The organism is Halomonas sp. PAMB 3264, assembly GCF_031954245.1.
Lineage (GTDB): Bacteria > Pseudomonadota > Gammaproteobacteria > Pseudomonadales > Halomonadaceae > Vreelandella.
Genome location: NZ_CP134866.1, coordinates 3348707 through 3360147, shown reverse-complemented (window position 1 = coordinate 3360147; position 11441 = coordinate 3348707). Strand labels below are relative to the sequence as shown.

The 11441-nt window shown below is 60.0% G+C and carries 14 protein-coding genes; 10 read left to right on the top strand and 4 right to left on the bottom strand.

All coding sequences use genetic code 11. The features are described from left to right. Positions 1-154: 154 nt before the first annotated feature. From RN347_RS15230 to RN347_RS15210, 5 genes are all read left to right on the top strand, one after another. Positions 155-1516: an aspartate aminotransferase family protein gene (locus tag RN347_RS15230; RefSeq protein ID WP_311958814.1), complete on the top strand. Its 1362-nt coding sequence runs from the start codon at positions 155-157 to the stop codon at positions 1514-1516. An 18-nt stretch (positions 1517-1534) separates the two neighbouring features. After that, positions 1535-3031, top strand: a complete 1497-nt coding sequence (locus tag RN347_RS15225) for a CoA-acylating methylmalonate-semialdehyde dehydrogenase (protein ID WP_311958813.1) — start codon at positions 1535-1537, stop codon at positions 3029-3031. A gap of 184 nt (positions 3032-3215) precedes the next feature. Beyond that, complete coding sequence (locus tag RN347_RS15220; RefSeq protein WP_263585985.1) at positions 3216-3617, top strand: antitoxin Xre-like helix-turn-helix domain-containing protein; 402 nt, start codon at positions 3216-3218, stop codon at positions 3615-3617. Further along, entirely contained in the window at positions 3614-4291 is a 678-nt protein-coding gene (locus RN347_RS15215; protein WP_311958812.1) for an RES family NAD+ phosphorylase, read from the top strand. Before RN347_RS15220 ends, RN347_RS15215 begins: the two co-directional genes overlap by 4 nt. A gap of 88 nt (positions 4292-4379) precedes the next feature. Next, on the top strand, positions 4380-5000 hold the full coding sequence (locus tag RN347_RS15210; protein WP_311958811.1) for a TetR/AcrR family transcriptional regulator: 621 nt from the start codon (positions 4380-4382) through the stop codon (positions 4998-5000). Between the two features lie 25 nt (positions 5001-5025). Here the strand turns inward: RN347_RS15210 and RN347_RS15205 are convergent, their stop codons facing one another. After that, positions 5026-5880: a PhzF family phenazine biosynthesis protein gene (locus RN347_RS15205; protein WP_311958810.1), complete on the bottom strand. Its 855-nt coding sequence runs from the start codon at positions 5878-5880 to the stop codon at positions 5026-5028. A 28-nt stretch (positions 5881-5908) separates the two neighbouring features. Continuing rightward, positions 5909-6067, bottom strand: coding sequence for a DUF1127 domain-containing protein (locus RN347_RS15200; protein ID WP_311958809.1), 159 nt, complete (start codon positions 6065-6067; stop codon positions 5909-5911). 156 nt (positions 6068-6223) lie between these two features. Here RN347_RS15200 and RN347_RS15195 point away from each other — a divergent pair, with 156 nt between their 5' ends. The 5 genes from RN347_RS15195 to RN347_RS15175 all read left to right on the top strand — a co-directional run bounded on the left by RN347_RS15195 (position 6224) and on the right by RN347_RS15175 (position 10767). Next, positions 6224-7654 carry a PLP-dependent aminotransferase family protein gene (locus tag RN347_RS15195; RefSeq protein WP_311958808.1) on the top strand — a complete coding sequence of 477 codons (1431 nt, stop codon included), beginning with the start codon at positions 6224-6226 and terminating at the stop codon, positions 7652-7654. Between the two features lie 167 nt (positions 7655-7821). Continuing rightward, positions 7822-8592 (top strand): hypothetical protein, encoded by a 771-nt coding sequence (locus RN347_RS15190; protein WP_263586001.1) that lies wholly within the window; start codon positions 7822-7824, stop codon positions 8590-8592. Between the two features lie 651 nt (positions 8593-9243). Next, the gene (locus tag RN347_RS15185; RefSeq protein WP_311958807.1) at positions 9244-9579 is read left to right on the top strand and encodes a type II toxin-antitoxin system RelE/ParE family toxin; all 336 of its coding nucleotides are present in this window, start codon (positions 9244-9246) and stop codon (positions 9577-9579) included. A 79-nt stretch (positions 9580-9658) separates the two neighbouring features. Next, positions 9659-9961, top strand: coding sequence for an XRE family transcriptional regulator (locus RN347_RS15180; RefSeq protein WP_311958806.1), 303 nt, complete (start codon positions 9659-9661; stop codon positions 9959-9961). Between the two features lie 176 nt (positions 9962-10137). Continuing rightward, entirely contained in the window at positions 10138-10767 is a 630-nt protein-coding gene (locus tag RN347_RS15175; RefSeq protein WP_311958805.1) for a hypothetical protein, read from the top strand. On the opposite strand, the gene RN347_RS15170 is transcribed toward RN347_RS15175, so the two are convergent. Both RN347_RS15170 and RN347_RS15165 read right to left on the bottom strand, forming a co-directional pair. Next, positions 10754-10903 (bottom strand): hypothetical protein, encoded by a 150-nt coding sequence (locus RN347_RS15170; protein WP_311958804.1) that lies wholly within the window; start codon positions 10901-10903, stop codon positions 10754-10756. The two genes, RN347_RS15175 and RN347_RS15170, sit on opposite strands and share 14 nt — an antisense overlap. 89 nt (positions 10904-10992) lie before the next feature. Next, positions 10993-11418, bottom strand: coding sequence for a hypothetical protein (locus tag RN347_RS15165; RefSeq protein WP_311958803.1), 426 nt, complete (start codon positions 11416-11418; stop codon positions 10993-10995). Between the last annotated feature and the right edge of the window lie 23 nt (positions 11419-11441).

Here is an 11441-nt window from a genome sequence, read left to right as displayed (position 1 = left end):
TAGGGCGTTTAAGGGCCAGGGTCAAGGCCGTCCAGGATTAAAGAACCCTTATTTACGTATAAATTAACTAACGTGAACTAAAGAAAAATGGTGTTTTATTGACGTAGCGGGCAGCGCATTCTGATTGGGTATCCAACACTTTGGAGCCTGAATCATGACGGATCTTTCGACCGGCGCTTCGCCGCTGAGCGCGGAGGCTGAGAGCCCGAGCGCCAAGCTCAACCACCACTACTGGATGCCCTACAGCGGCAACCGCGATTTTCGCGCGAACCCGCGGGTCATCACCGGGGCCGAGGGGCGCTATTACATCGACGACCAGGGCCGCAAGCTTTTCGATTCGCTCTCCGGGCTCTGGACCTGCGGCGCCGGGCACAATCGCGAGGAGATCCAGAAGGCAGTTTCAAAACAGCTCGGCACGCTCGATTTCGCGCCGGGCTTTCAGATCGGCCACCCCCTGGCGTTCGAACTTGCCGAGAAGATCGCAAGTCTCACGCCCCAGGGGCTCGATCATGTGTTTTTCACCAACTCCGGGTCGGATGCGGCGGACACCTCGATCAAGATGGCCAAGGCCTACTGGCGCTTGAAAGGCAGGCCCGAGAAGACGCGCCTGATCGGCCGCGCCAAGGGGTATCACGGCGTCAATATCGGCGGCACGAGCCTGGGCGGCATCGGCGGTAACCGCAAGCACTACGGGCAGTTGATGGACGTGACCCATCTGCCGCACACGCTGCAGGCAGGGCACGCGTTTACCCGCGGCCAGGCCGAGACCGGGGCTGAGCTGGCCGATGCGCTGCTCGACCAGATCGCCCTGCACGACGCTTCGAACATTGCTGCGGTAATCGTCGAGCCGATGTCCGGCTCCGCCGGCGTCATCGTGCCGCCAAAAGGGTACCTGGACCGGCTCCGCCAGATTTGCACCGATCACGATATCCTCTTGATCTTCGATGAAGTAATCACCGCCTTCGGGCGCAGCGGCGCGCGTACCGGCGCCGAGGCGTTTGGCGTCACGCCGGACATCATGAACGTGGCCAAGCAGGTGACCAACGGCGCGGTGCCCATGGGGGCGGTGATCGCAAGCAGCGAGATCTTCGATACCTTCATGCACGGCGGTGGCTCGGCCCATGCCATCGAATTCCCCCATGGCTACACCTACAGTGCCCACCCGGTGGCCTGCGCGGCGGGGCTGGCCTCGCTCGAAATGCTCGAGCGCGAGGATTTCCCCGCCCAGGTGCGCGGTATCGCCCCGGCCTTCGAGGAGAAACTGCACGCGCTGAAGGACCGCTCTCACGTGGTAGATATTCGCAATTATGGCTTGGCCGGGGCCATTCAGCTCGCCCCACGCGCGGGCGACCCGACCATTCGCCCGCGCGACGCCCACCTGGCGCTGTGGGAGGCGGGCTTCTACGTACGCTTTGGCGGCGACACGCTGCAGTTCGGCCCGCCTTTCGGCACCACCGAGGCCGAACTCGAGCGGCTCTTTGACGCCGTCGCCACCACCCTGGACGCTCTGGCTTAACCAATTGGAGAACACACGATGGATCTAGTGGCCCACCTGATCAACGGCGAATCCGTTCAAAGCGCGACGACGCTCGACGTCACTAACCCCTCCACCGGCGAGGTGATTCGCCAGGTGGCGGAGGGTCGCCGCGAGGACGTCGAGCGCGCCATTGCCGCCGCCCAGGCGGCGTTTCCCGCCTGGCGCGATACGCCGCCGGCCAAGCGCGCCCAGGTCATGTACCGCTTCAAGCAGCTTCTGGAAGACGATGCCGAGCGCTTGGTGAGGCTTGTCAGCGAGGAGCACGGCAAGACGCCGGAAGACGCGCTGGGCGAGCTCAAGCGCGGCATCGAGAACGTCGAGTACGCCTGTGGCGTGCCGGAGCTTCTGAAGGGCGAGTACTCCCACAACGTGGGCCCGGGGATCGATGCGTGGTCGAACTTTCAGCCGCTCGGCGTGGTGGCGGGTATTACGCCGTTCAACTTCCCCGCCATGGTGCCGCTGTGGATGTATCCCATGGCGATCGCCTGCGGTAATACCTTCGTGCTCAAGCCGTCGGAAAAGGACCCGAGCGCGGCGCACGCCGTGGCGGCGCTGCTGAAAGAGGCTGGGCTTCCGGACGGCGTGATGAACGTGGTGCACGGCGGGCGCGAAGCGGTCGAAACGCTGCTCGACGCCAAGGCGGTCAAGGCGATCTCGTTTGTGGGCTCCACTCCCGTGGCCGAGGCAATCTACAGCCGCGGCACGGCGAACGGCAAGCGCGTCCAGGCACTGGGCGGTGCCAAGAACCACGCCGTGGTACTGCCGGATGCGGACCTTGAAAATGCTGCCAACACGCTGATGGGCGCGGCGTTTGGTAGCTGCGGCGAGCGCTGCATGGCGATCTCGGTGGCGGTGTGCGTGGGCGATGAAACCGCCGACCGGCTGGTCGAGACGATGCTGCCCAAGATTCGTGATCTCAAGGTCGGCCCCGGCACCGATAAGGGCCTGGACATGGGCCCGCTGGTCACCGCCGAGCACCGTGACAAGGTGCTGAGCTACATCGCAGACGGCGTCAACGCCGGCGCCCGGCTTACCGCCGACGGTCGCGAGCTGTCAGTAAAAGGCCATGAAAACGGCTACTTCGTCGGTGGCTGCCTGTTCGATCATGTCACCGCCGATATGCGCATCTACCGGGAAGAGATCTTCGGCCCGGTGCTGTGCGTGGTGCGCGTGGGAAGCCTGGACGATGCCATGGCGCTGATCAACGACCACGAGTACGGCAACGGCACGTGCCTGTTCACCCGCGACGGCGAGGCCGCCCGGCGCTTCACCGACGGCATCGAGGTCGGCATGGTCGGCGTCAACGTGCCGCTGCCGGTACCGGTGGCCTACCACAGCTTCGGCGGCTGGAAGCGCTCGCTGTTCGGCGACCTGCACGCCTATGGGCCGGATTCCGTGCGCTTCTACACCCGGCGCAAGGCGGTTTCCCAGCGCTGGCCCTCGGTGTCCGAGGCGACCCGCGCCGAGTTCTCCTTCCCCGCCAACCAGAGTTGACGTCCTCCTCCAACCAGGACATCGTCTCAGCACCGCCTTCGGGCGGTGCTTTTTTTGGCCGTGTTAAAGCGCACCGAGCGCAAAACCATAGGTCATTAACGAAAATTCTAGCCAGTACAAGCTGAAAATCCGCTCAAATGGCGTAAAATGATTATAAAGCGCCATTTTTAGGAAGGAGGGTTGCATGGCCATCACCACAATGTCCGTCGAAGAACGCCGCAATATGAGTGCGTCGGTCATGCGTACCTATCCCAATATTGTCAGGGATTGGCAGCTCAAGGAGCATGACGCCGCACTGTTGCTGGGCGTGCCTGACGCGACCTATCGCCGCTGGAAGCAGGCGCCCGATAAGGCGCGTCTGGATCAGAGCCAGATGGAACGAATGTCCTTGATTCTGGGGATCTACAAAGCGCTACAGATTTTATTGCCGCGTAGTGACGCCGCTGATACCTGGCTGCGCCGTGCCAACCAGAACCCGCTTTTCTCCGGCCAGCCGCCGCTGGATCGACTGCGCAGCGGTCTGGTGTCCGATCTTTACGTGGTCCGACAGCACCTCGACGGTGCACGAGGCGCGGGGCACGCATGAGTTTTACCCGTACGGCCCTGCAGTGGCGGCCCAGTTACCGGGTGGTGCCTTCACGGTTTCCGCCCATCGATTTGTTCGAACGGGTGGCCGAGCCGGACGACTGGTCACTGCTGAACCAGTTGGAGGGAGAAACGTCCGCTCGCCTGAGAGAGGAAGCCGGCGCGATTCATATGATGCCGGCATCGGATCGACGCTACGGCCCGGGATGGACGCCCATCATGGCGGCTTTCTGCCACTTCAGCGGTCAAGGATCACGTTTTAGCAACGGAAGCTTCGGCGTCTATTACTGCGCCCGAACCGAAGCCACGGCGATTGCCGAGACGCGCTATCACATGGAACGGTTCATGAAGGACTCCAATGAGCCCCCAATGCAGCTGCAGCAGCGCGTCTACCTGTCCGATCTTCAGGGCGAACTTTTTGATCTGCGCGATAACCCGGAAGCCGCGCCCCTGTTGAATCCCGAAAGCTGGCAAGCAGGACAGGCGTTTGGTTTGCGTCTTCGAGAAGACGGCGCCGACGGCATCGTATATCCCAGCGTGAGAGAGACGGGCGGTGAATGCGCCGCGGTGTTGCGACCGCCCGTCATGTCGGCCACTCGACAGGGACGCCACTTGGGGTACGAGTGGGACGGCGAGCGGATTCGTCATGTGCTGGAATTGACGTGGGTGAATTGAAAAATCAACATCTTGTTTTGAACCTGCCGGGGCTGCGAACAGCGCCCAGGCGTTTTTCACCGTTTCGTGTCAGAGGGCAGAGCCGCGCGTGCCAAGAACCCAGGAAGAGATTCGTCAGACCAACGTCAAGAACATCCTTCAGGCCGCCGAGCGCTTGTTTGCCGAAAAAGGCTACGCCGGCGCCTCGATGGGTGAAATCGCCGCGCTAGCCGGGCTGCCCAAATCCAACGTGCACTACTACTTTTCGACCAAAAAGGCGCTCTACCAGGAAGTGCTGCTGGCGCTGCTGGAGCTCTGGAAGCAGGATGCGCTGTGCTTCGAGCTCTATGACGATCCCCGCGTGGTGCTCTCGACCTACATTCGCGCCAAGATGAACCACTCGCGCTACCGCGCCCACGGCTCAAAAATCTGGGCCATGGAGGTCATGCAGGGCGCGCCCATTATCGGTAAGCGCCTGCGCGAGAACCTCTTCGATTGGGCCAAGCTGAAAGAGGCCAGGATCAGCGAGTGGGTGAAAACGAAGCAAATCGCCCCGGTGGAGCCGTCGCACCTGCTTTACATGATCTGGGCCTCGACCCAGCACTACGCCGATTTCGACTACCAGATCGGCCTGCTCAACGGCGACCAGCCGCTCGATGACCTGCAGTTCGAAAAGGCGGTACAGACGGTCACCTCGGTGATTTTGCGCGGGATTGGGTTGACGAGCTGAGACGCACGTCATCCCCTTGGCACGCTCAGTCGATAATGATCTCGCCCCGACCCACCCGCACTGCACCGCCGCCGACTTTAATCAGTTCGCCGGCCATGGCGGTTTCGATCACGCTGGGCCGGCCCATTTCCACGCCCTGATGAATGATGCAGTGCCGCGTCTCGCTACGGCATGCCAGGTAGCCGGTGAGCGCCGCGGCGGCGCTGCCGGTGGCGGCGTCTTCGCACAGGCCGTGCTCGCGGCAGAACATACGGGCGCGCAGCACGGTCTCGGTATCGCTTGCCGACTCGACGCTGTACAGATACGCCTGCTCAACGCCGCTGGGCGTAACGAGACGTGCCCAGTCAACGGCGGAAAGGCGTATCTGCGCCAGGGTCGCCGGATCATCGACTTCGATGAGATGAAACGCCAGCCCGCAGCAGGCGACTACCGGCGCGCCGACCACCTGGTGCGCCTCGAGCCCCAATAGCGCCGCCGCTGACGAGGCGTCCAGCGTGCTCGGGTGGATCCGGGCGGGGCGGGCAGTGATGAAGGGGACCTTGCCATCCGCGAACGCGACGGGCAGTTCGCCCACCGGCGGTTCGAGAATCAGCGGTGTATCGCGTGTCACCAAGCCAAGCTCGGCCAGAAGCCAGGCGGTGCCCACCGTGGGGTGCCCGGCAAAGTCGAGCTCCTCGGTCGGCGTGAAGATGCGCATGGGGTAATGGTTGGCGGCGCGGGCACTGCCCAGAAACACTGTTTCCGCCAGGTTGAGCTCCCGAGCGATGGCCTGGCAGGTGGCGGTGTCCAGTCCGTCAGCCTCCGGAAAGACCGCCAACTGGTTGCCGGCAAAGGGGGTGTCGGTGAAGACATCCAGCAGGTGATACTCGGCGCGGTTCATGGGGCTCCTTATCGCATGTGGCAGGTGATCAGAAGGTTTTGCGGTTCGCCTGGCGGGCCTGGGCGCGGCTGATGCCGATATCCTTGAGCAGGCGATCATCGAGGGCCAGCAGTTGGCGCCGGCTGCGGCGGCGTTCCTGGTAGCGACGTAAGCGCTGGCGAAGGCGAGCAAGACTGAAACGAGCCATGAGGAGTCCTCCGGTAAGTGGCCCCTCCAGATTACCCAGCGCGTGGTTTGCCATACAGATATAGAAAAAGCTATTTTAAAAATACAGATAGGCGATTTTAAGCCGTTGTAGGGCGATTTATGGGGTCAACTGTATGGTGCCGAAAAAGGAAACGCCATGACGCGCTATGAAGAGGTGGCCGCTGTATTGCGCGAGCGCATCGAACACGGAATCTACCGCCCGGGGGACCGGCTGCCCTCCATTCGCGCGGTCTGCCAGGAGATGGCGGTCAGTATCTCGACCGCCCAGGAAGCGTATCGCCAGCTGATGGACGCGGCGCTGATCGAATCGCGCCCGAAGTCGGGCTACTTCGTGCTGGCCGGCCGGGCACCAATGGTGTTGCCATCGGTATCGCGCCCGGCCCAGCGGCCGCTGGACGTCTCCCAATGGGATCAGGTGCTCGAGCTGTTGGCCACCCAGCGCGACGATGCGCGGTTGCTGCTGGGCCGCGGGGTGCCCAACGTCGACTACGCGACGCTCAAGCCGTTGGCGAAGATGCTGGGCGGTTTGCACCGCGATACCGAGCTCAGCTTCAACTACGACACGCTCATCGGCAGCCCCGAACTTCGCCAGCAGGTGGCACGCCTTGCCGTGGGATCAAACTGCCTGCTGCACCCGGACGACATCCTGATCACCACGGGCTGCCAGGAGGCGCTGGCGATTGCGCTGCGCACCCTGACCCAACCCGGCGACGTGGTCGCGGTCGATTCACCGAGCTTCTACGGCACCATGCAGATTCTCAAGGCCAATGGCCTGAAGGCGCTCGAGATTCCCACCGACCCGCAAACCGGCATCAGCCTGGAAGCGCTGGAACTGGCGCTGGAGCAGTGGCCGATCCGCGCGATTCAGATCACGCCCACCTTCAACAATCCGCTGGGCTACACCATGCCCGCCGAGCGAAAGCGCGCGCTCTTTCAGCTCGCCCAGCGCTTCGACGTCGCCATCGTCGAGGACGATATCTACGGCGATCTGTCGTTTAGCCAGCCCCGGCCGCCGACCATCAAATCCTTCGACGACGATGGCCGGGTGCTGCTCGCCAGCGGCTTTTCCAAAACGCTGGTGCCGGGGCTTCGAATCGGCTGGCTGGCGCCGGGGCGCTACCGCGACCAGGCGCTGCACATGAAGTACGTCTCCACCGGTGCCTCGGCCACGCTACCCCAGCAGGCGGTGGCGCAGTTCATCGCCAAGGGCCATTTCGATCGCCACCTGCGCCATGCAACGCGCCAGTATCAGCGCCAACGCGATGTCATGATCGGCTGGGTGCAACGCTACTTTCCGAAAGGCACGGGCATCAGCTACCCCCAGGGCGGCTTTATACTCTGGGTCGAGCTGCCCGCCGCGGTGGACTGCGTGCGCCTTAACGAGCGCCTGGCCGAGCATCAGCTTCACGTGGCGCCAGGCTCGCTGTTCTCCGCCTCCGGCAAGTTTCGCCAGTGTTTGCGGCTAAACTTCGCCTTTACCCTGACGCCGGAAATCGAAGCGGCGGTGCGCACGGTGGGCGAGTTGGCGAAGGTGATGGTGGACGAAATGCGAGCGCCGCTGGGCTGAGGGAGCAGTACCTGGATCGTGGTACTGGCGGCGGCGAGCGCACCTGGCCGCGGGAGAGCGGTAATGACAAACTCATCGAGTAGCGGGCAGCAGGCGGGCTCGATGTACCACTTCGCATAAAACGGTAAACTCCTTGTTTTTTAGAATCTGCTTAATAAGGAGGAACGGTGAAAAAACTACCTGTCGTCACTCGACTCTACGCGTGGGGGGGAGTGACCTTCTTTAGCTGGATGCTGTATCTGTACGTTCATGAACATCATCCGTCGGCGGAAGGCCTGGCGCGGACGAACTTTCTGGGGTGGCGATTCGACACCGGGGCGTTACTGACTCTCGTTACGTGCGTTTTTATCGCGACCCTGCTGATGGGGGTAGTGGCCTACTTCATCGAAAAACGGTTGGGTCGCTTTTGGGGCAGAGTTCTTGCGGTGATTCCTGTAGCGGGTATCGGGCTGGCCGCGTACTACAGCCCCTATGCCCTGGAGGAGAGAACGCCATATGAGCCTTATTTTGCCAAGGATTCCCACGTCGACTACCCCCTGGATACACAGTATATCTATCCCCCTAATAGTCAGGAGCATCATGCAATGGCTCCCTTGCCCTTACTGGTGATGTTCGAGAAAAGCTTCACGAACATGGGCGACAAGGTGATGTGCCCCATGTGGCTTTACGAACGAAAGGGTCCTGTCTTCGTCGAGAGCCATTACACTTATGATCCTGAACGGTATTCCTGGTCTTCTGGCACAGACACCAGCGCCTACGACGCACCAGAGGCTAAAGTACGCGCCTGTGATCAGATACGAAATGAGCTCTTCGCCAGATACGACTGGGAAGAGGTCAGCGAGTCCGAGCTACAAGAGCTTGCCAACATCAATGACCATTTCAAAAATCTCGTCGAGTTTTCTATAGGGCGTATTTACCGCCCGCGCCAAGAGCGTTAAAGAGGCGCTCGGGGGGCGCTTGTCCAGGAGGAATAAGGCGGCGTTAGCCGCCCGGGAGGGGGCCACTGCCCCTTCGGTCACCCAGAGCGCGGCCTTACGACGCCTCGCAAGATCCGCGGGTGCGCCTATCGGCTTACCCGCGCTATGAATTTATGCGCTAACGTACCAGGGGGCACCGTCGCACAATACCAGACACGTTTCCCCGCTAACTGACTGGCATTACGCCTTTTAGCGAGGGCGGCTTTTTTCATGTGATGCGCTGCAGGTTGATATCGTGCATCCAGGCTGCGATCGTCGTTAAGCTTCCTTGCAAGTGGTGCGCCACTCCACAAAAGACCGGTGTGAACATCTCTAACCAATCGCCACCATCAGGCGCCGTGTACTGCAATGGCCCTGTTCTTCGCAGGCGCGGGGATGAGCTGGTAGCCGCGTATGCACATGGTGGGCCTCTTAGGGTGGTGTCTAATCGGGTGGGCCATTTTAGGCCCATTAGACGCCCAAATGGCCCACTTTCATACCCTGCGTGCGGTGTGACGGCTGGGGAGTACCCTAAAAACGCTTATATCAAATTCGATATTGCCTTTTATATCGAACCCGATATAATGATGCTTGTCTAACAACGGAGGGCGCGGTTATGGCGTAAACGATGAAATGGAAAATGAAGAGCAAGCGTGCAGAGGCGTGGCGTTTCTGGGTGACAGCAAAGAGCGATTGCGAGAGTTTCCGTCAGATGCAAGGCGGCAAGCCGGTTACCAGATAGATCGGGTTCAAAATGGATTGATGCCCGACGATTTCAAGCCGATGAAGACCGTTGGTCCCGGTGCTTATGAAATCACGATGAAAGCGGAAAACGGAGAATTCCGGGTATTCTATGTAGCAAAAAGGGGTGACTTTGTTTACATCCTACATTGCTTCAAGAAAACCACCAAAAAGACAGAGAAGAAAGATATCGCCCTCGGCAAAGAGCGGTATCGGCAACTTCCTTGAGCAGAGCCCCCAATTTGGGGGCTATTCTGCTGAGTGCTCAGGTACTCGCCCTACTCGATAAAATTAGAGGTTTATACTAATGGCCGAAAACCGTTTCAGTAGCATTTGGGATGCACTTGAAGACACCCCAGAAGAAGCGCTGAACATGCGGCTGCGTTCCCAACTCATGATGAAAGTATCTGAGCGCGTACGCGCCTGGGATGTCAGCCAGAAAGAGGCTGCAAAGCGTCTTGGAGTCACCCAACCGCGTCTCAACGACCTTCTAAAAGGCAAGATCAATAAATTCAGTCTGGATGCGCTTGTCACACTGACGACCTCCGCAGATATGCATGTTGAGCTGGTGTTCAGCGCAGAGCCAACACAGAACCATGCAATCGCTTAAATAGCCGTACTGATGCACCCCACCCCATCCGTTGATTAGACGACACAGAAACCCCGCCACTTGGCGGGGTTTTTATTCTGGGGTTTCCCAGCAAAAAATATACCGTTATATAATGCGCTCGAGCGACAGCCAGGTCATTAACCTGATTGATTCCTCGAGAAGGTGATTCTGAAGCTATGCCCCTCTCTCAATTTGAAACGGTCACCGACGGCAAGGGCCAAGACCTTAAGCTACGACTGCATGCTTTCGCTGAAACTTATGGACTGGAAGCTTGTGCGCCTGGACGGTGCAGCGTGCTGCTTCTGCTCGAGCTATATGCGGGGGCATCTTCAGGCACGCTGAATCCGGGCAAGGTCATTGACCAGATTAAAGTGTTGGAGGGGCTAATCCCCTCTAGAGGCTTGAAAAAAGCAACGCCTTTCAACCGCAAAGAGCTCAAGGGATTATGGCATCAGCATTATCTGGAAAGCGGGTTACCCAGCATGGCCATCAACCTTCAAAAAGGGCTGAATATCCATGGAATACCTTGGCTAAAGCAGCAGATCGAGGGCCCGCGCTTGGGTGATGTCATCACGGCCGTAGACTGTCATCGAATAGCCCACGATGCGGTAGTGTCCAATTGGGGGCGATTGATAGAGCAGAAAAAGCTTACTGGCGAATGGCTTATCTTTGCCCAGCATGAAGGGCAAAATTACTACTTGTGTTTAGGGAAGCACACCACCGGTGATGATGTGCTTCGTTCGCGAATCGACGCTGTTTGCTTACAGGAGTTCGCCTTCCTCCAGGATCTGCTTAGCCCTGGTTGATTCGTATTACCCGGACCAACGCTTGTCGGCTTACCTGTGGGCACTGCATCAGGTAGGCGCACAGCAGGTGCAGGGGCAGCGTATGCAGCTGGTTTAAGGGTGTGCGGTTGATCGTGCTATAGTCGAGCTCTGACATGATGCGTTCCTTCTCATTGGTGGTGTTGTGTCATGCCGATCGGGTGGTGAGAGACCCGATCGGCAATCCCTTCTAGCGTTATTGGCGTGTCACTCGGCGATAAATCTCTTCTTCCAGATCCTGTTTGAACGCTTCGCCTTCCACGTCGAACGCATCCCATAAGCAGGCGGGTAGCGATGCGGCATCCAGAAACAACCGCCGGGCTTGGTGCCTTCGTGGGTCTCATCGGCGATATACGGCTCGCGCTCAATCAGTAGCGTGGCCAGCGTATTGAGTTTGTCGACTCTCCGTTCTTGCTGGTACTGAATGATCTCCTCGAGCGCCGGGCCTTCTGGCCATGTATTGCTTTCCATACGGTAGAGCGCGGTATCGATCAGCAGGCCGAGTTCGGCCAGTGCTAGCGCTGATGACGCGAAGGCGTGCTCGACGGGTACATGCAACATGCCCGGGTCGGCGGGGCAAACCACCCCCATCCGAAACCCGCCGTAGTACAGGTGCAGCACCGTATGGGGCATGATGGTGCCTTCGGCGTTGATCT

Bases quoted from the DNA above. Each gene is read 5' to 3' on its own strand.
- RN347_RS15195 (WP_311958808.1), top strand. From the start codon at position 6,224: ATGACGCGCTATGAAGAGGTGGCCGCTGTATTGCGCGAGCGCATCGAA.
- RN347_RS15200 (WP_311958809.1), bottom strand. From the start codon at position 6,067: ATGGCTCGTTTCAGTCTTGCTCGCCTTCGCCAGCGCTTACGTCGCTAC.
- RN347_RS15170 (WP_311958804.1), bottom strand. From the start codon at position 10,903: ATGTCAGAGCTCGACTATAGCACGATCAACCGCACACCCTTAAACCAG.
- RN347_RS15165 (WP_311958803.1), bottom strand. From the start codon at position 11,418: ATGCCCCATACGGTGCTGCACCTGTACTACGGCGGGTTTCGGATGGGG.
- RN347_RS15215 (WP_311958812.1), top strand. From the start codon at position 3,614: ATGAGTTTTACCCGTACGGCCCTGCAGTGGCGGCCCAGTTACCGGGTG.
- RN347_RS15230 (WP_311958814.1), top strand. From the start codon at position 155: ATGACGGATCTTTCGACCGGCGCTTCGCCGCTGAGCGCGGAGGCTGAG.
- RN347_RS15205 (WP_311958810.1), bottom strand. From the start codon at position 5,880: ATGAACCGCGCCGAGTATCACCTGCTGGATGTCTTCACCGACACCCCC.
- RN347_RS15220 (WP_263585985.1), top strand. From the start codon at position 3,216: ATGGCCATCACCACAATGTCCGTCGAAGAACGCCGCAATATGAGTGCG.
- RN347_RS15175 (WP_311958805.1), top strand. From the start codon at position 10,138: ATGCCCCTCTCTCAATTTGAAACGGTCACCGACGGCAAGGGCCAAGAC.
- RN347_RS15185 (WP_311958807.1), top strand. From the start codon at position 9,244: ATGGAAAATGAAGAGCAAGCGTGCAGAGGCGTGGCGTTTCTGGGTGAC.
- RN347_RS15180 (WP_311958806.1), top strand. From the start codon at position 9,659: ATGGCCGAAAACCGTTTCAGTAGCATTTGGGATGCACTTGAAGACACC.
- RN347_RS15225 (WP_311958813.1), top strand. From the start codon at position 1,535: ATGGATCTAGTGGCCCACCTGATCAACGGCGAATCCGTTCAAAGCGCG.